Raw genomic sequence first — 17,021 nt, 5'->3', positions numbered from 1 at the left:
CAAGGCTACCCGGAAATGGTTACCAGCAAGTAATCCAGACCACATCGGACCCAGATCTTTACCGAGATGAAACCTTAAAAGCAGCGGCCCGCCCCCTCAATGAGGGAACGGGCCGCCCGTGGACGCGTGTCAGACCTTGGCGCGGCTGCGGTAGGCCTTGGCGCGGTCGCCGGCGTTCAGTATGAGCTTGCGGATGCGCACGGATTCCGGAGTGACCTCCACGCATTCGTCCTCACGGGCGAATTCGAGGGATTCCTCCAAGGTCAGGTTCCGCGGCGGGGTCATGTTCTCGAAGGTGTCCGAGGAGGCCGCACGCATGTTGGTGAGCTGCTTTTCCCTGGTGATGTTCACATCCATGTCGTCGGAGCGGGAGTTCTCGCCCACGATCATGCCTTCGTACACCTCGGACGTGGGCTGGACGAAGAAGGTCATGCGCTCCTGGAGCTTGATCATCGCGAACGGGGTGACCACACCAGAGCGGTCAGCCACGATCGAACCGTTGGTGCGGTACTCGATGGGGCCCGCCCAGGGCTCGTAACCTTCGGAGATCGAGGACGCGATGCCGGCACCGCGGGTGTCGGTCAGGAAGCGGGTGCGGAAGCCGATCAGGCCGCGGGCCGGAACGATGAATTCCATGCGGCACCAGCCGGTGCCGTGGTTGGCCATGTTGACCATGCGGCCCTTGCGTGAGGCCATCAGCTGCGTGACGCCACCGAGGTATTCCTCGGGCACATCGATGGTCATGTGCTCCATCGGCTCGTGCACCTTGCCGTCGACCACCTTGGTGACCACCTGGGGCTTGCCCACGGTCAGTTCGAAGCCTTCGCGGCGCATCTGCTCCACGAGGATGGCCAGGGCCAATTCGCCACGCCCCTGGACTTCCCAGGCGTCGGGACGCTCGGTGGGGAGCACCTTCAGGGAGACGTTGCCGACCAGTTCCTTGTCGAGGCGGTCCTTGACCTGGCGGGCCGTGACCTTGTGGCCCTTGACCCGTCCGGCGATCGGGGAGGTGTTAATGCCGATGGTCATGGAAATGGCCGGCGGGTCAACCGTGATCAGCGGCAGCGGCTGCGGGTCGTCGATGTCGGTCAGGGTTTCACCAATGGTGATGTCCTCGATGCCGGCAACGGCCACGATCTCACCGGGTCCGGCGGATTCGGCCGGCACGCGGCTCAGTGCCTGGGTGGCCAGCAGCTCGGTGATCTTGACCTGCTTGATGGTGCCGTCGTGGCGGAACCAGGCAACGTTCTGTCCCTTGCGCAGCGTGCCGTTGAAGATGCGCAGCAGCGCCAGGCGGCCCAGGAACGGGGAGGCGTCAAGGTTGGTCACGTGGGCCTGCAGGACACCCTCGGGGTTGTAGCGGGGGGCCGGGATGTGGTCGACGATGGTCTTGAACAGCGGTTCCAGGTCTTCGTTGTCCGGAGCAGTACCATTTTCGGGCTGCTTCAGGGACGCGCGGCCCAGCTTGCCGGACGCATAAACAACAGGGACGTTCAGCACGGCGTCGAGGTCCAGGTCGGGGACCTCGTCGGCCAGGTCGGATGCCAGGCCCAGCAGCAGGTCCATGGACTCGGCCACGACCTCGTCGATGCGGGCGTCGGGGCGGTCGGTCTTGTTGACCAGCAGGATCACGGGCAGCTTGGCGGCCAGTGCCTTGCGCAGCACAAAGCGGGTCTGCGGCAGCGGGCCTTCGGAGGCGTCGACGAGGAGCACCACGCCGTCCACCATGGACAGCCCGCGCTCCACCTCGCCACCGAAGTCGGCGTGGCCGGGGGTGTCGATGACGTTGATGGTCATGACGATGCCGTCCGCCGACGGGCCGTTGTAGGCCACCGTGGTGTTCTTGGCCAAAATGGTGATGCCCTTCTCGCGCTCCAGGTCTCCGGTATCCATGGCGCGTTCGGCAACATTGCTATGTTCGGCAAATGAGTGCGTCTGCTTGAGCATGGCGTCGACCAGGGTGGTCTTGCCATGGTCAACGTGCGCCACAATGGCGACGTTGCGCAGGTCATTGCGCGAGGCAGTGTTGAGGGAAGTATCGCTCATGCGTGAAGACTCGTTTCAGTTGGGCCCGGCTGCAGGCCCGAAAGGGCGACGGCAGAAAGTCACTTATATGTTTGGCCGCGATTGGTCGGCAGATAACACCATTCTAGACGCAGTGCCAAATACGGCCTAGCCACCTTATCGCACCCCGGCCATGTTTTCGCCCACCCCGCCCGCCAGTTTCCGCACGGAAGGCGCGTTTTCTGGCACGAAAGCACGCCCGCGCAAGGCACCTTGCGTGATGAACCTCACCCACCGCCGTCGTACTTCGAGGCCTGCCCGCACACCTGGCCGGGAAGGGGACCTGCCCTACTTCACGTACTTCCAGTCCCAGACGTTCCACCACACGCCGACGGGGACCGGGGAATATTTCACCCCGGCGACATGCGGGCCGTAGGCGGCCACGGCGCTGCGCGCGAACAATGGCAGCCCGTAGCCGGCGCCGAAGACAAGCTTGTCGATCTGCATCTTCAGGGCGTCCTGCTTGGCGTCGTCGGGTTCCTGGGCCAGCTGCTCGGTCAGCTGGTCGACCACGGTGTTGGAGAAGTTGTTCAGGTTCGACGCGGCGCCAGTGCGGAACACCTGGGGAACCTGGACCGAGCCGGTGGGGTTGCTGGTCCAGCCGTAAAGGGCCACGTCGAAGGCGCCGTCCTTAAGCGCCTGCAGCCACTCGCCGGCGCCCTTGCCGGCGTCCGAGACCGTGAACCCCGCCATCTGGGCCGACGCCGAAATCAGGTCGAACTCCGCGGCCCGGACAGGATCGTCCTTGTTGTACAGGATCCGGACGGTTGGCGTGGCCCGTCCCAGCAGCTGCTTGGCAGCGTCGATGTCCGCCGCGGCGTAGTCGGCACTGCCGTTGCTGCCGGCGGATTCCTTGTAGGGGGTCTGGACGGCCCGGAACACAAAGGAGTTGAGGACGGCCGCGTCCGGGTTGAGCGGCTTGGCCACCTGGTCAACGATGTCCTGGCGCGGCACGGTCTTCAGGAAGGCCGTGCGGAAGTCCGGTTTTGCCAGGACGCCCTTGAAGTTGAGGACCGCCTGGTCAAAGCCCAGCGTGGTTCCTGTCAGGGTTTGGACGCCGCCGGATTTCAGCGCCGCCAGCGCGGCCGCGGTGTCTCCGGTCAGGGCCGGCGTGGCGACGTCGGCCGTTCCGGCCTTCAGGGCCGCGACTTGCGCATCCGCCTTGGCGTTGTAGTGGACAGTGATGGTGTCCAGTGTGGGTACCGTTCCCCAGGTGTAGTCGACGTTGCGCGTGAGCACCAGTTCCTTGCCGGCGGTGATGCCCTTGACCAGGTAGGGGCCGTTGGAAAGGGCCAGGGAGGGATCGGGCATGGACTTGGTGTCAAAGCCGGTGTTCCAGAAGTCCGCCACCTTGCGCAGTTCCGGATTCGGCTTGACCGGGGCGGAGGGGTCGCCCTGGGGTATGCCCTGCAGCAGCGCCACCAGGGCATCCGCGTCCTTAAGGCCGGCCCGGACGGCCACGATGTGGGCCGGAATGCTCACTGTGGAACCCAGTGCTGTCTTCCAGTCGGAGAACGGCTTGGTGTATGTCAGCGTCAGGGACGTGCCGTTGTCGCCGATGACCGGCATGGCTGTTTGGGAAAGCCCCGTGGTGTCCCCCGCGTAGTTGAAGTAGGCGCTGCCCTTGACCACCTTGAAGCCGGCGTTCAGGGTGGCGTCGTTGTAATAGCCGGAGGCGGCGGCCCACTGCAGGAAGAGGTCGGCGGCCGTGACGGGCGCGCCGTCGGACCATTGGACGCCGCTGTTGATGGTGTATTTGATGGTCAGCGGCTTGTCGGAGAGTTTCTCGTACTTGCCGAATTTGTCATTCGGGACGAGCTTGAGGCTGCTGTCCACGTAGTTGAAGCCGGAATGCGTGGCGTAGTCGATCCGCGTGTTGGTGGCGCCCTGGCCGGTGGTGCTGGCGTCGTTGAACGAGGTGAAGGCTTCCGGTTCCAGGACGGTGACGTTGCCGCCCGCGAAGGCCGTGGCGGCTGCCGTCGAGTCGGTGGGGGCCGGCGGTGCTGGCGTGCAGGCGCCGAGGGCCAGCACGGCGGCAACGGCCAGGGTCAAAGCCTTGGAAATGCGTCCGGCGCGCATTCCACCTCCAGTTTCTTATGTGTGTGCGTGGGCTGCCCGGGCTGCCCGGAGTATGCCGCGGCCGGGAATCAGCCTCGTTGAAAGACTACCGCAGGGTGCCGGGCCCTCCATGAAGTGCGGCCCCGGGTCCCGGGATGACGATTCGGAGATGTGAGACTGATATAGCAGCATCCGCAGTCCGTTTCGACCTCATTCTTGGGTACAACCCGTTGGGCGGGCGGGCGGGCGGCCGGCTGCCGGCGGGCAGGCTGGCAGGTTGTTGCCCGCGCCGAGTTCCGGCGTCGTGCCTCAGTATCCTGTGGTGCCGTCAAGGCATTCGCGCAGCAGGTCCACGTGGCCCAGGTGCCGGGCGTATTCCTCAATCATGTGCGTGTACACCCAGCGCAGGTTCAGCTCCTGGCCGTGCCGCCGTCCGGGGAGCGGAGCGTCAAGGGCCGGGGCGGCGGCGAGGATGCGGACCTGGGCCAGTTCCTCCGAGTAGGCGGCGACGTCCGCGAGGGCGGTTTCCGTGCTGTAGGCGTTGAAGTCCGCGTCGCGGTCCGTGGCGCGGTGGCGCGGGCGCTGGGCCGTCCCGGCCACGACATTGGAGAACCAGTAGCGTTCGACGTCGGTCAGGTGGCGGACAATGCCGGCGATGGTCAGGGTGGACGGCGGAACTGCGGACTGGCAGAGCTGGCGGGCCGTCAGCCCGCCGATCTTCAGGAGCAGGGTTTCGCGGTAGAACTCGAGCCAGGACTCCAGCGACTCCCGTTCCCCCGCCATGAACGGCGGGCCGGTGCGGGTGTCGGGGATCCCGGGGGTGCGTTCTTCGGCTGCTTCCATGCGACGACTCTGCCACAGCGGTGGGATGTCCCCCTGGAAGGACGCGGGGAATGCGCAGCCTTCCGGGTCCGGGCCCGCGCAGCGCGGTTTCTTGCAGGGGTGGCCAGTGGCGGCGATTGGCGGCAGACTTTGTCCATGGCATTCCGCATTGAAAACATCTCCGTTGACTCCGCCACACCGGCCAAGACCGCACAGTTCTGGGCGGAGGCCCTTGGCTGGCAGGTCATCGACGACGACCCCGAGGAGATCGCCGTGCAGCCGGCGGCCGGCAGCCGGGAGGCCGGCGTGCTCCCGGACATCCTGTTCCTGCGCGTACCGGAGGCCAAGTCCGTCAAGAACCGGCTGCACCTTGACCTCCGCCCGGACGACCAGGCCGCGGAGGTGGCACGGCTGGAGGCCCTGGGCGCCCGGCGCGTTGACATCGGCCAGGGTCCGGAGGTCACCTGGGTGGTCATGGCGGACCCGGAGGGCAACGAGTTTTGCGTGCTGCGTGCGCGGACGGACGCTGAATAACCGTCCGAAAGTCTTGGGGCCACAGGCGCCAGAGACCCGGGCCGAAAGCGCGAGACCGGGGTGGGTGTGGATAACTTCAAGCGGGAATTCCGGTTCGCTGGAAAAATTGCTGCATGGGAATCAGATACTTCGCGTTGCCCGTGCCGGCCCAACTGGTTGGGATCGCGCGCATCAATCCGCGCGCGTTTCTGTCTGACCACCATTTTTGGGAGTCCTGGTCGGATCCCCCGGACAGGCCGGAGGGGCTTTTTCTGGACAAGGCCTGGCAGGATTTGCAGTGGCTGCTCGGGCCGGGCGACGCCGGACCTGCCCGGGCCGCCTACGAACTGGTTCGCGGCGCGGTGACCCAATACGGCTATGGCTGGATCCCCTACGACCGGGTCCTGGATCAAGGCCAGGTTGCGGACGTGGCGAGGGACCTGGCCACGGTCAGCCTGGCCGCTCCATACCAGGGTTACACGCCACAGTTCTCCCCGGATTGGGCGGCCATCAAGGACAGTCAATGTGGCTCTCTCGACACATATTTGGGGAAGGCTGCGAACTTTACCCAGCAGCTGGCAGAGCAGGGGCTCGGGCTGATTTACTCCATCGGCTGAAGGGCCCGGATTCAGCGCCCTCGGGCGGAGCCAAGGGAGCGGAGAGCTTCCCAGGAGCGCCGGTCCAGCCAGCGCGGCGTGGTGGCGCAGTAGCGGCGGTACTCCGCTCCAAACCGGCCCCGCAGGGCCTCCTCTTCCCGGACTATCTGCAAGCGGTCCATCGCCAACACGAACGCACCCACCGGCAGCCACGCCTGCCAGGAGCCCCTGTCCACGGCATGGGCCAGCAGAAGGCCGGCCAGGCCCGCGTACATGGGATTGCGTGAGATGCGGTTGCTGCCGGAGGTGACGAGCACCGAGGCATTTCCCGGAGCAGTGGGATCGAGGGTGGTGCCGCGGCGGGCGAAGGCGGCAAGTGTGGTTAGGAGGAGCGCTCCGGAACCGGCTGCGAGTACCGCCGCGGCCGCGCGCCGGAGCCTCCGCGCCTTCCGTCCCTTTGGCGCAAGCCGCTGCGCCAGCCCTGCCGCGGCCATGGCCAGGGGCGGAACTGGAATGCCCTCATGCTTTTTCATGGTGCCCTCCGAAGTCTTGGATCGATGCCCTTACCTCAAGACTAGGACCAAGGACCGGAAGAAGGCACCGGCAAGCCGTTATCTCTCGCGTGCTTCGACAGCTGCGTTGCCCAGGCAGCGGGTGACATCGCCGCACGGTTCCCGTGGGCGTCCTCGCAGCCAGGCCGTCCGGGCAACGCTTCCCGCGACATCCAGGTGGCGAGAGTTGGTCAGTGATCGATCAATTTCAGCTCTTCAGTCACATTCCTTTGGAGGGGCGGCGAGGTACAGTCAACGCCGCGATATCGTGGGCACATGGCCGAAATTCAAGGACTCGACGACCTCCTGACCGCGCTGAATGCGGGAGAAACGATCCCCGGCGGTTCGCCGCACCATGCGGCCATGCACGCCACCAGCCAGGAGTCGCTGCGCATCACTGCCGAGCTCAACGGGCGTTACCACTCCCCCGATGAGATACGGTCCCTGATGAGCGCGTTGACCGGGCGCGAGGTCCCCGAGTCCTTCCTGCTCTTCCCGCCATTCAGCGCCGACTTCGGCAAGAACATCCGATTCGGTGAGGATGTGTTTGTCAACAGCGGCTGCCGGTTCCAGGACCAAGGCGGCATCGAGATCGGCGATGGATCCCTCATCGGCCACAACGCCGTCATCACCACGTTGAACCACGACATGCTGCCGAGCCGACGGGCCGACATGCATCCGGCTCGCGTGGTGGTCGGCCGGGGCGTTTGGTTCGGCGCCAACGTGACGGTGTTGCCAGGGGTGACGATCGGAGATGGCGCAGTCGTGGGTGCGGGGGCCGTCGTCACGAGGGATGTGGCGGCCGGCGCAGTGGTCGTTGGGGTGCCGGCGAAACAAGTGGGTACGGTGCCGGAGGAGTAGCTACCTTCACCGAGCCCCTGGGCAACTTGTTGCCCCTGACGCCTCAGGACACTTTGACGTAGGCGATTCCCAGGCCCTTGCAAGCGGCGATCAGGCCTGCCGCAGTGACACCTCGCTCGTGCGCGTCACGGTTAATGCGATCGCGCAGTTCCGCGCCCACCTTGATCGTCGTAGCCGTGATTCGATCATGCCGAGAGGTATACCAACAGCCATGCCTCAGTGACGCATCAATCTGGCCCAATCACGACGCCACGCTGCCCGAACCGGTAAATCAGAAGTGGCCAGGACCAGCCCGCCCTTGGGCAGGTGCGATTCAATGCGAAACGAGCTGCGGCAGGGCCGGCGCATCACCCTTGAACGCAGCCGGGACGCGGCCATTCCCCCACTGGCTGAACGAGCCCGGCGTCGACCTGCCTCCCGGAGGTCCTGCTCGCGCCGTGTCTGGGATCTTCCAGATCGCCCTGCCAGGTGACCGGCGAGCGCGTCAAGACTCAGTGGCGGCTTGTCCTGGCAGAGAGCTCCACGCGGCCGCGGCGTTCGAGGCATGTGCGTTCCCCTGGCCCGAGATGGGGAAATCCCCCAGGTGCGCATCGTGGCGAGGCAAGGGGGATGCAGTGGGTCGGAAATATCACGGGCGGCCGCCAGCGGGCGGCCAGAGATTAAATCGAAATTCGGTTACGCGTTGAACCTGAACTTGACCGCATTCCGTCCCGGAATAACCTCTGGTCCAACCGTCGCCACGGGTACGGGGTCGAGGGCCCCGTCCCGGCCTGAGGAAGGACTCGAGGTTCAATCCGGCGACGAGTTTGGGCCGCGGAGGGTGCAGAGGTAGGAGACGACGACGCTGATGAAAAGAAGAATCGTCCAGCCTATGAGTACCGATGACACTACGCGAATGCCGTGGCGGTACCGCTGATCGCAGCGGGCTGACCGGGGCGATGCGATGCGTCATGCACCCAACGCTCCCGTTGGCCGATGGTTTACCGTTCCTCGGTCCTGGCGCGGGAGTCGAATTCGCTGGCCGGGCCGCCTTCTTGGGCCAAGCTTCGCTACAGTCCAATCGCATCATGCTCGTTCCCCGTCGGACGAGCATCTTGACCATGAGATGGAGCTCGGCTCCGATCCGGAGGTCACGGGTACCTGGGCGCAGGACGCAAGTGAACGCGTGAGGCGATCAAGCGGCTGCACCTGAACCGGTTGCCTCTGATTGACCATCAGGTTGGTGACACCCGGCCCCTCTGCCGGGTTCGCCGACGGCGGGTGGTTAGGCTGGGTGGATGGCGACAGTTATTCTCGTACGGCACGGCCGCTCCACAGCCAACGCCACTGGGCTGCTGGCCGGTCGGGCTGTCGGCGTCAGCCTGGACAAGATTGGGCGGGACCAGGCGGCCGTGAGCGGAAACCGGCTCGCGCCCGTGCCGTTGGTCGGGGTGGTGTCGAGCCCTCTTGAGCGTTGTCGGCAGACCGCCCAGTTCATCATCGATTGCCAGGCTGGCACACCGTATGCGCCAGTTGACCTCGATCTCACCGAGTGCGATTACGGCCAGTGGCAGGGCCGAATGCTCAGTGATCTCGCGGCCGAGGACTTGTGGCCGGTTGTCCAGTCGCAACCGTCCGCCGTCGTATTTCCGGGCGGTGAATCCCTGGCCGCGATGCAGGCCCGGTCAGTGGCAGCGATTCGACGCCGCGACGCGGCATTCGAAGCCGAACACGGGCCAAGGGCCGTGTGGGCGGCAGTGAGCCACGGTGACATCATCAAGTCGATTCTAGCTGACGCGCTCGGCATGCACCTTGACTTGTTCCAGCGTATCAATGTGGGCCCCGCCTCCATATCGATCGTGCATTACGGCGCTAAGCGGCCGAGCGTCTACGCGACCAACACCGATGCGGGTGATCTGTCGTGGTTGTCGAACGGAATCCACTCTGACGAAGCGCCGGTGGGCGGCGGTTCAGGGCAAAAAGCGCCATGAACCTCATGGGCCTAGAATACTGACATGCCTACACGTGTTCTCGAGTTTTCTTGGCCTGATCGGGTCGTCGTTGGCACCATCGGCCTTCCGGGGTCGCGTACGTTCTACCTGCAGGTGCGCGCAGGGACGCAGCTCGTGAGTATTGCCCTGGAGAAGCAGCAGTCGGCGCTGCTCGCGGAGAAGATCGACGAAATTCTCGACCAGCTCATCACCGTCGAGAGGAACCCCTTCAGCATTCCCACGGGTACTCCCATTGAACTTGTCGACAATGACCCGCTCGAGGCCGTCCAGGAGCAGTTCCGCACTGGGGCAATAAGCTTGGGGTGGGACCCAAGCATGGCCCAGATCGTCATTGAGGCCCACCCCATCACCGATGACGAGTCCGACGCCGACGACGAGTCCGACGCCGACGAAAGCGACGAAACGCTTCATGAGGACGTAGTCAACGAGCCCGAAATGCTGCGCGTGCGAATGCCGGTCGGCACCGCCCGCGCATTCGCCAAGCGCACCCGCGAGGTCGTTGGTGCCGGCCGTCCGATGTGCCCTTTGTGCGGTTATCCTGTTGACGCTGACGGACACATCTGCACCCTTCCCGAGGCCTGATGCCAACGCCGGACCTAGTGGCCGCCGAGCTGACTCTGGTCGGCCGTATCACGACGGCTTCAAACGCTACATTTCTTGGCACCATCGACGACGTGGAGGTCGTCTATAAGCCGATAGCCGGAGAAGGTCCGCTGTGGGATTTTCCCCAGGGTACGCTGGCCCACCGGGAGGTGGCCGCCTACCTGGTCTCGCAGGCCTGCGGCTGGGGCGTCGTGCCCCACACCTGGCTGCGCGATGGTCCGATGGGCGAAGGAATGGTGCAGCTCTGGCAGGAGCAGGATCCCGCCCAGGACGCCGTGAACCTGATCGCGGCGGACCACATGCCGGAGACAGGTTGGAAACACGTTCTCCAGGGACGGGATGAGAATGGACAGATGGTCGCCCTCGTTCACGAAGACTCCCCAGCGCTCAGACGCATGGCGGTGTTCGACGTCATCGTCAACAACGCCGACCGCAAGGGCGACCACGTCCTTGCCCTGGCTGATGGACACCGGCACGGCGTGGACCACGGGCTCACCTTCCACCGCGACCACAAGCTGCGCACGGTGCTGTGGGGATGGGTGGGAGAGGCTCTGACCGCCGATGAAGAAGACGGCATAGATCGTGTCATCGAAGGCCTGCAGGGTGAGCTGGGCCGAAACCTGGCGGACTTGCTCAGCGCCGAAGAAATCACAGCGCTCGCCGCGCGCTGTGCCCGGTTGCGCCTTGCCGGGCGGTTTCCGGCTCCGAGCGGTGAGATGTCGGCGGTGCCCTGGCCGCTGTTCTAAGTGAATTGCGGCCCCCGGCTTCGCAGTCCGTGTCACGCTTATTCATCCCCTGCGGACGTCATCACTTGCACTGGATAACCCGTGACAAAAGCACATGGCCGCCAGGAACAAGTGTTCTTGGCGGCCATCGCTTTATGTTTCATGGATGTCAGGACTTAGACGTTGAAGCGGAACTCCGGCACGTTCCGTAGCCGAGCAATCTTTGCAATCAGGCAACCTGCATGCGCTGGTCACCGATCACATACTCAAGAGACAACTCGCCACCGACAGCCTCGAGATAATTACGGATTGTGCCGACTTTCGCACTGTCCAGGTCCCCATGCTCGATCTTCGAAACCTGTCGCTGCCCTACACCAATGCGCTCGGCCAGTTGAGCTTGGGTGAGTCCAGCCTGCTCTCGCAGCTCGCGCAGCCGATAAGCACGAATCTCAGCGAGCATCCTTGCCTTGTGCGCCTCGACGCGCCCTCGGTCAACGGGATTCTCGGCGACGAAGTCCTTCAGAGTTTTTGCCATTGCAATCATTCTCCCCTCAGTCTGTTCAGATGTTCATCAAACAGGCGGTCGGCCAGCGGGATGTTACTTCTATACCAGCCGTCCCAGTTGCCAGCCTTGTCTCCGGCAATCAGCATGATCGCCGCTCGCTCTGGATCAAACGCGAACAGCACCCGTAGTTCGGACCGGCCAGACGATCCCGGTCTGAGCTCTTTCATGTTCTTGTGCCGGGACGCTCTCACGGTGTCCACGATCGGTCGCCCGAGCTGAGGCCCCTGGTCCTCCAACAACTCGATCGCGGCGACCACCGGCTCCCGCGAATCACCATCCAGCGTAGTGAGCCACGCCTCGATCAGCTCGATGTCCACGCTCCGCATATCATCACCATAGACCCTGCAAGGTCTAGCTGGCAAGCCGCCGACGAGACTCCTAAAAAGTGCTCGCGTAATGGGGTGCGTGCCTCATTTGGGAAGTGCTCGCGAAATCTCTGGTGCATGTTCGGGCGCTTTGGTGTGCCGGAGGGATGGGCTACAAGGTGTCAAGCCCCGGGTTTGGTGGAGGGTTGGTTAGACCCGTTCCATCGTTCCGAGTTGGCCCGCAGCGATGCCCGTGGACGCGTCACGGGAAGCTGGCCTCATTGTAGTCGGCTCAACGGGACGCGGCGGATTCACCGGCACGATGCTTCGCTCCCTATCTGCCCACACGGTCCACCACGCCCACTGCCCGATCTTGGTTTATCGGGAACCGCCCCAGCGATAGTCGCCCCGGGCAGGAAGCGGCCGGATCCCGCTGGTAGACGGCGGAGGAAAGGCTTCACGGCATCGCCTCAAGGCCCTTGGAATGCCATGGGGCCGGGTCGGCTCCGGGGTGCTGGCGTCCCGGTCGTCCGCCGACGTCGTGGATGCCGTGGACCGGCTGAGTGCGGAAGGGATCTCGGTCACGGGAAGTCGCTGTGACACCGGCGAAATGGCCGACGTCGAAGCCCTCCGCGACGAGGCCCTCAACCGCGGGACGCTCGACATCTGGGTCAACAACGCTGGAACTTCCGGTATCTACGGTCCCACGGCGTCCACGCCGGTCGATGACTTCACGCGCGTGGTGCGCACAAACATCCTGGGAACGTTCCACGGCTCGCGGGTCGCGTTGCCGTTATTTCTCGCCCAAGGCCATGGCGACCTCGTCAACGTTTACGGCCAGGGCGACCAAGGGCCGGTGGCGATGCAGAACGCCTATGCGTCAAGCAAGCGCTGGGTCCGCCAGTTCACCGAGACGTTGCGGATGGAAACCAAAGGCACCGGGATCCGGGTGCACGGCATGAACCCGGGGCTGGTGATGACAGATCTTCTGGACCATGTCACGTCCCAGGCCGGGTACGAGCAGCGGCTAAGTGCGCTGCAGGTCGTCGTTGGCCTGTGGGGCCAGGGCCCTGAGGCCGCCGCACGCCCCCTCCTCGACCTCGTCACCTCGGATACCCCCGAATTCCGGGACCTGACCAAGGCGACCTTGGTCACCCGCGGACTGCGCAACGTCCTAGCCGGACGCCTCCGCCGCGCCAACCGCATGCCCTTGGACATCACGGTCGTCGACACGAACCGCCAAGACTGACTGCTCGCGCAATGTGACCCGGCGTGCTGCCTGCGGGAGCGGGCTCAGCCACCGCCCGGTAGAACAAGACAAAAAGCCAGAGAAGAGCAGCCCCGACCGACGCGTTGGAAGGGGTGAGGTGCCACTTTGTAACGACGGCTGATGCAAACGATCCCAAGACCGTGAGTGCCGTGTTCCAACTATCGAACTGGCGCCAGCATGGCCCCCTGCGTCTTCCCGCTGCGCGCCAGAAATTTCAGCCCTGCTCGGGCTTCTCACAATGAGAGGCTGTTACGGAAGTCGTGTGTGATCTCCCGACAGGCGAAGACCTCCGATGCGCCATTGAGTCCAGATTTAGGCGTGAGCCTTGTTCACATCGTTCTTTGAACATTAGTTGAGCATGTTCCACCGCCGGGCACAGAAATGCCCGGGGCGCCAAAGCATTCCGGGCATTTCTTACGGTCTGGGCGTAGCGGTTCTAAACGTTAAATCTAAATTCAACCACGTCGCCGTCGTGCATCACATATTCCTTGCCTTCGATCCGGACCTTGCCGCGGGCCTTGGCCTCGTGCATGGAGCCGGCCTCGATCAGGTCCTCGAAGTGGACCACCTCGGCCTTGATGAAGCCGCGCTGGAAGTCGGAGTGGATGACGCCGGCGGCCATCGGTGCGGTGTCTCCCCGGTGGATGGTCCAGGCGCGTGTTTCCTTGGGACCGGCCGTCAGGTACGTCTGCAGGCCCAGTGTGTGGAAGCCGACGCGGGCCAGCTGGTCCAGGCCGGACTCCTCCTGGCCGTTCATCTCCAGCATTTCGCGGGCCTCGTCCTCGTCCAGTTCCACGAGGTCGGCCTCCAGCTTCGCGTCCAGGAAGATGGCATCCGCGGGGGCCACCAGTTCGCGCAGCTCCGCCTGTCGCTCGGGGCTGCCCAGCACGGCGTCGTCCACGTTGAACACGTAGATGAACGGCTTGGCGGTGAGCAGGCCCAGCTCCTTGAGGTGCTCCATCTCCAGCTTGTCGCTCTTGATGGAGGCAAAAATGGTGTCGCCGCGCTCCAGAACCTTCTGCGCGTCCTTGATGGCGTTGAGCTCGGCTGCCTCGCGCTGCTTGAGCTTGACGGCCTTTTCGACGCGCGGGACGGCCTTTTCAATGGTCTGCAGGTCCGCGAGAATCAGCTCGGTGTTGATTGTCTCCATATCGGAGCGGGGATCAACCTTGCCGTCCACATGCACCACGTCAGGGTCGTCAAATACGCGGATGACCTGGGCGATCGCTTCAGCCTCGCGGATGTTCGCAAGGAACTTGTTGCCCAGCCCTTCACCCTCCGAGGCGCCCTTGACGATCCCGGCAATGTCCACGAAGGACACGGTTGCCGGCAGCAGGCGGGCGGAGCCGAAGACCTTGGCCAGCTTTGCCAGGCGCGGATCGGGAAGGCTGACCATGCCAACATTGGGCTCGATCGTGGCGAACGGGTAGTTCGCCGCGAGCACGTTGTTGCGCGTCAGTGCGTTGAAAAGGGTTGATTTGCCGACGTTGGGCAGTCCGACGATGCCAATAGTAAGTGCCACCTGTCAATCGTACCGGCAGGGTCCCTGTTTCGCCGCCCGGGCCCGGCACAGACAAGGACGGCGGGTGCGAGCCCGCCGTCCTCGAGTGCAAACCCCAACCGGTGCTAGTGCATCGAGAAGAGATTCTGCCACGCACCTGCATGGGCCACTGATCCAATCGTCGCCGCATTCAGAGCCAGTGCCAAATTGACACCGATCACGGGGGCGACGTTGAAATTGAAGTCCAGGAACAGGGTTTCGCGGCGGGGAAGCAGCTCCGCGGTCTCGGCCTCGAGATCGACGGAGCACAGTGCAGATGATGCCGTCATGGCACTTCACCTTTCTCTGTGGACGGATATCCGGGGCACCGGACACCCGGATTCGGGCCCGTTAGCGCTGGTGGACGCTAATGGACTGCCAGGCTCCGCTGGAGGCGTGAGAAAGCAGTGTCCCAGCATTTACTGCGGCGGACGTATTCTGGGCTAGGACGCTTGCCCAGTTGATGTGGAAGTTCAGGAGCAGAGTCTCCCGTGAGGGAAGCAGCTCTACGCTCTGTCCCTCCAATTCAGTGGCGGTCAGTTTCTCCATGTCATTCACCTCCTCTCGACAGCTAGTTGCTCAATGGTTCAGGACTTTGGCATCCGGTGGTGCAGTCCGCCCGCAACAGCCCGGGTGCGCCGCGCCTTCAGGTGCCCCATGGGGCCGGCGACCTCTGCATGCCGAGCCTGCTGCTTGAGCCGCATGTGGGCGGCAGGACCGGCAGGACCGGCAGGACCGGCAGCCCTGGCAGGACCGGCAGCGGGCAGGTGCCCTGTGTCCCGGACGGCCTCCGTGTTCCGTGACTTCCGGAAACGGCGCACCGCCTTCAGCCCATCAAAGAAGAGCTTCGGGATGATCACGACAATCCCGGCGATCGGGAGCACCAGCAGGAATATGGACAGGGAGGACAGCACAACTTCGACGGGACGTCCGCCCGCCCAGGCCGCGCTGAGGGCATGTGCATGGACCACGACGGCGGAAGATGCCTGGCCGACGATGAACGGCAGGTTCCACAACAGCCAGGCAAAGAGCAGGACAAGTGCGGGCACCACCGTAAGTACCCATACCTTGACGATTCGGCGCGCGGCGGGGCGCAACTCCGTGACGCGCGGGTCAACAGGCCGGCCCGGGATGATGCTGCGCAGCACGGGTCCGACGCGGGAAAAGAGGTCAGGCACGCCGGCCAGGTCTGCAAGGACAAAGTAGCCGTCGAGCCTGATGGTCGGCGGAAGCTGTTGGAGCATCATGATTTGTGTCGTGATGACAAACAGCAGCAGAATCCCGTTGCCGGTGAGGAGGAAGCCGGCCCCGGCAAGCAGCACGCACCAGACATTGAAATACAGTCCGCCCAGGTCGGTCCGCAGCTTGCCGCTTCGATTCAGGCGGTATGAGTCGGTCACGTTGGTGAAAAACGCCGGGAAAACCAGGTAGACGCCGAAACCTATGACGCCCGGTTCGGCGCCGCCATATTTACAGGCCGTGGCATGTCCCAGTTCATGGATCACGGCTCCGACAACCATCATGGCGAAAAGCCCCAGCAACAGGGTTGGGGTGACCAGGACCTGTTCCAAGGCGGACATGAGGCTGCTTGAGACAAACAGTGCGATGTCGAGTCCCACGAGAGCCACGAGCGCGAAAATCACGACCGGCGGAAAGTAGATGGGCCGCAGCATGGCGGCAAGCCGATTGACGGCGCGCGCCGGCAGGATGGCCCCCTTCAAACGAAGGGCAAGGAGTGGGCGCGCTGTGGGTGCCGGGTCGTCCATGGGCACGGTTCCCGTGGCGTCTTCAATCAGCCCCAACGGCCGCAACTTTTGCTCGATCAGCATGTTCAGTCCGGAACGATCAAGTTCCCGACCATAGCTGCTGCTCACGTCGAGCGCGAGTTTGTCCGTCGTCGGCTCTGATTCGGCGGTCTTGAGAATCAGGTTCAACAATGCGGAAATTTGGATGACCTGCCCGTCGCGGCGTTGGACCAGATAGGTCTCCTGTACCAGACCGGATCCCGTCACCGGCCCCAGGAGTTCCACCCCGGGGACCAGGCGCCACCGGACGGCCTCCTGCTGGCTGGAATCAATGGTCATCGCTGATGCCTCGATCGACTGTGACGACGTTCCAACGGCGGGTCCGCCGCTTGCAAGCGGTGAGCCCGCCGCCGGGGTGCAACTGAAATGAAGCCGGAGTCCGGCCGGTCAGTCCGGAACCCGGTTTACCTGAGTCATCAGCGCTGGCTGACGCTAATGTGCTGCCAGGCTCCGCTGCTCGCGCTCGAGAGCAGGGTCGCGGCGTTGACTGCGTAGGACGCGTTCGATGCCATGACGCTCGCCCAGTTGATGTGGAAGTTCAGGAGCAGAGTCTCCCGTGACGGGAGCAGCTCTACGCTCTGTCCCTCCAAATCCATGACGGTCAGTTTCTCCATCTCATTCACCCCCTCTCGTGGAATGTAGATACGACTCCATGGCCCACAGGGCCAGTAAGAAAAGTAAATTGCGGGTGCCGTTACAGCTGCGTTACTCCGCGAGCCGCGGCCCGGATGGCCTGAAAAAGGTGCGGGCAG

At 64.2% G+C, this 17,021-nt stretch carries 18 protein-coding genes; 8 read left to right on the top strand and 10 right to left on the bottom strand.

The features are described from left to right. Positions 1–129: 129 nt before the first annotated feature. The 3 genes from typA to G6034_RS18375 all read right to left on the bottom strand — a co-directional run bounded on the left by typA (position 130) and on the right by G6034_RS18375 (position 4,965). Positions 130–2,046, bottom strand: a complete 1,917-nt coding sequence (typA, locus tag G6034_RS18385) for a translational GTPase TypA (RefSeq protein ID WP_176636550.1) — start codon at positions 2,044–2,046, stop codon at positions 130–132. A 306-nt stretch (positions 2,047–2,352) separates the two neighbouring features. Beyond that, complete coding sequence (locus tag G6034_RS18380) at positions 2,353–4,143, bottom strand: ABC transporter substrate-binding protein (protein ID WP_176636549.1); 1,791 nt, start codon at positions 4,141–4,143, stop codon at positions 2,353–2,355. A 288-nt stretch (positions 4,144–4,431) separates the two neighbouring features. Beyond that, a complete protein-coding gene (locus G6034_RS18375) occupies positions 4,432–4,965 on the bottom strand; it encodes a DinB family protein (protein ID WP_176636548.1) in 534 nt (177 codons plus the stop codon). 135 nt (positions 4,966–5,100) lie between these two features. Between G6034_RS18375 and G6034_RS18370 the strand changes: the two genes are divergently transcribed. Both G6034_RS18370 and G6034_RS18365 read left to right on the top strand, forming a co-directional pair. After that, positions 5,101–5,478, top strand: coding sequence for a VOC family protein (locus G6034_RS18370; RefSeq protein WP_176636547.1), 378 nt, complete (start codon positions 5,101–5,103; stop codon positions 5,476–5,478). Positions 5,479–5,591: 113 nt separating this feature from the next. Then, positions 5,592–6,074, top strand: a complete 483-nt coding sequence (locus tag G6034_RS18365; RefSeq protein WP_176636546.1) for a DUF1877 family protein — start codon at positions 5,592–5,594, stop codon at positions 6,072–6,074. A gap of 11 nt (positions 6,075–6,085) precedes the next feature. Here the strand turns inward: G6034_RS18365 and G6034_RS18360 are convergent, their stop codons facing one another. Continuing rightward, on the bottom strand, positions 6,086–6,586 hold the full coding sequence (locus tag G6034_RS18360) for a methyltransferase family protein (protein WP_218064063.1): 501 nt from the start codon (positions 6,584–6,586) through the stop codon (positions 6,086–6,088). A gap of 294 nt (positions 6,587–6,880) precedes the next feature. Here G6034_RS18360 and G6034_RS18355 point away from each other — a divergent pair, with 294 nt between their 5' ends. The 4 genes from G6034_RS18355 (at position 6,881) to G6034_RS18340 (ending at position 10,805) form a co-directional block, all read left to right on the top strand. Then, positions 6,881–7,465, top strand: coding sequence for an acyltransferase (locus G6034_RS18355; protein ID WP_176636545.1), 585 nt, complete (start codon positions 6,881–6,883; stop codon positions 7,463–7,465). Between the two features lie 1,277 nt (positions 7,466–8,742). Beyond that, on the top strand, positions 8,743–9,435 hold the full coding sequence (locus G6034_RS18350; RefSeq protein ID WP_176636544.1) for a histidine phosphatase family protein: 693 nt from the start codon (positions 8,743–8,745) through the stop codon (positions 9,433–9,435). 24 nt (positions 9,436–9,459) lie between these two features. Beyond that, a complete protein-coding gene (locus G6034_RS18345; protein WP_176636543.1) occupies positions 9,460–10,038 on the top strand; it encodes a DUF3090 domain-containing protein in 579 nt (192 codons plus the stop codon). Beyond that, on the top strand, positions 10,038–10,805 hold the full coding sequence (locus tag G6034_RS18340) for an SCO1664 family protein (protein WP_176636542.1): 768 nt from the start codon (positions 10,038–10,040) through the stop codon (positions 10,803–10,805). Before G6034_RS18345 ends, G6034_RS18340 begins: the two co-directional genes overlap by 1 nt. Positions 10,806–11,013: 208 nt before the next feature. On the opposite strand, the gene G6034_RS18335 is transcribed toward G6034_RS18340, so the two are convergent. After that, entirely contained in the window at positions 11,014–11,319 is a 306-nt protein-coding gene (locus tag G6034_RS18335; protein ID WP_176636564.1) for a helix-turn-helix domain-containing protein, read from the bottom strand. 5 nt (positions 11,320–11,324) lie between these two features. Further along, positions 11,325–11,675 (bottom strand): type II toxin-antitoxin system RelE/ParE family toxin, encoded by a 351-nt coding sequence (locus tag G6034_RS18330; RefSeq protein ID WP_176636541.1) that lies wholly within the window; start codon positions 11,673–11,675, stop codon positions 11,325–11,327. A gap of 226 nt (positions 11,676–11,901) precedes the next feature. Between G6034_RS18330 and G6034_RS18325 the strand changes: the two genes are divergently transcribed. Continuing rightward, entirely contained in the window at positions 11,902–12,057 is a 156-nt protein-coding gene (locus tag G6034_RS18325) for a universal stress protein (RefSeq protein WP_176636540.1), read from the top strand. 81 nt (positions 12,058–12,138) lie between these two features. Continuing rightward, positions 12,139–12,903: an SDR family NAD(P)-dependent oxidoreductase gene (locus G6034_RS18320; protein WP_176636539.1), complete on the top strand. Its 765-nt coding sequence runs from the start codon at positions 12,139–12,141 to the stop codon at positions 12,901–12,903. Positions 12,904–13,360: 457 nt separating this feature from the next. On the opposite strand, the gene ychF is transcribed toward G6034_RS18320, so the two are convergent. The 4 genes from ychF to G6034_RS19610 form a co-directional block, all read right to left on the bottom strand. Beyond that, a complete protein-coding gene (gene ychF, locus G6034_RS18315) occupies positions 13,361–14,446 on the bottom strand; it encodes a redox-regulated ATPase YchF (protein WP_176636538.1) in 1,086 nt (361 codons plus the stop codon). A 104-nt stretch (positions 14,447–14,550) separates the two neighbouring features. Next, complete coding sequence (locus G6034_RS18310) at positions 14,551–14,754, bottom strand: hypothetical protein (RefSeq protein WP_176636537.1); 204 nt, start codon at positions 14,752–14,754, stop codon at positions 14,551–14,553. Positions 14,755–15,051: 297 nt separating this feature from the next. Beyond that, positions 15,052–16,548 (bottom strand): hypothetical protein, encoded by a 1,497-nt coding sequence (locus tag G6034_RS18305; protein WP_176636536.1) that lies wholly within the window; start codon positions 16,546–16,548, stop codon positions 15,052–15,054. 137 nt (positions 16,549–16,685) lie between these two features. Next, a partial coding sequence (locus tag G6034_RS19610) for a hypothetical protein (protein WP_218064062.1) occupies positions 16,686–17,021 on the bottom strand: 336 nt, incomplete at its 5' end.

This window comes from Arthrobacter wenxiniae, assembly GCF_013376105.1.
In the GTDB taxonomy this organism is placed as follows: domain Bacteria; phylum Actinomycetota; class Actinomycetes; order Actinomycetales; family Micrococcaceae; genus Specibacter; species Specibacter wenxiniae.
The sequence above is the reverse complement of the archived record's forward strand: the minus strand, read 5'-3'. Positions and strand labels throughout refer to the sequence as shown.

What these genes read in the sequence shown, in the direction of transcription:
- G6034_RS18350 (WP_176636544.1), top strand. Translation starts at nt 8,743, where the DNA reads ATGGCGACAGTTATTCTCGTACGGCACGGCCGCTCCACAGCCAACGCC.
- G6034_RS18330 (WP_176636541.1), bottom strand. Translation starts at nt 11,675, where the DNA reads ATGCGGAGCGTGGACATCGAGCTGATCGAGGCGTGGCTCACTACGCTG.
- G6034_RS18380 (WP_176636549.1), bottom strand. Translation starts at nt 4,143, where the DNA reads ATGCGCGCCGGACGCATTTCCAAGGCTTTGACCCTGGCCGTTGCCGCC.
- G6034_RS18365 (WP_176636546.1), top strand. Translation starts at nt 5,592, where the DNA reads ATGGGAATCAGATACTTCGCGTTGCCCGTGCCGGCCCAACTGGTTGGG.
- G6034_RS18345 (WP_176636543.1), top strand. Translation starts at nt 9,460, where the DNA reads ATGCCTACACGTGTTCTCGAGTTTTCTTGGCCTGATCGGGTCGTCGTT.
- G6034_RS18310 (WP_176636537.1), bottom strand. Translation starts at nt 14,754, where the DNA reads ATGACGGCATCATCTGCACTGTGCTCCGTCGATCTCGAGGCCGAGACC.
- G6034_RS18370 (WP_176636547.1), top strand. Translation starts at nt 5,101, where the DNA reads ATGGCATTCCGCATTGAAAACATCTCCGTTGACTCCGCCACACCGGCC.
- G6034_RS18340 (WP_176636542.1), top strand. Translation starts at nt 10,038, where the DNA reads ATGCCAACGCCGGACCTAGTGGCCGCCGAGCTGACTCTGGTCGGCCGT.
- typA (WP_176636550.1), bottom strand. Translation starts at nt 2,046, where the DNA reads ATGAGCGATACTTCCCTCAACACTGCCTCGCGCAATGACCTGCGCAAC.
- G6034_RS18320 (WP_176636539.1), top strand. Translation starts at nt 12,139, where the DNA reads ATGCCATGGGGCCGGGTCGGCTCCGGGGTGCTGGCGTCCCGGTCGTCC.
- G6034_RS18335 (WP_176636564.1), bottom strand. Translation starts at nt 11,319, where the DNA reads ATGGCAAAAACTCTGAAGGACTTCGTCGCCGAGAATCCCGTTGACCGA.
- G6034_RS18305 (WP_176636536.1), bottom strand. Translation starts at nt 16,548, where the DNA reads ATGACCATTGATTCCAGCCAGCAGGAGGCCGTCCGGTGGCGCCTGGTC.
- G6034_RS18325 (WP_176636540.1), top strand. Translation starts at nt 11,902, where the DNA reads ATGCCCGTGGACGCGTCACGGGAAGCTGGCCTCATTGTAGTCGGCTCA.
- G6034_RS18360 (WP_218064063.1), bottom strand. Translation starts at nt 6,586, where the DNA reads ATGAAAAAGCATGAGGGCATTCCAGTTCCGCCCCTGGCCATGGCCGCG.
- G6034_RS18375 (WP_176636548.1), bottom strand. Translation starts at nt 4,965, where the DNA reads ATGGAAGCAGCCGAAGAACGCACCCCCGGGATCCCCGACACCCGCACC.
- G6034_RS18355 (WP_176636545.1), top strand. Translation starts at nt 6,881, where the DNA reads ATGGCCGAAATTCAAGGACTCGACGACCTCCTGACCGCGCTGAATGCG.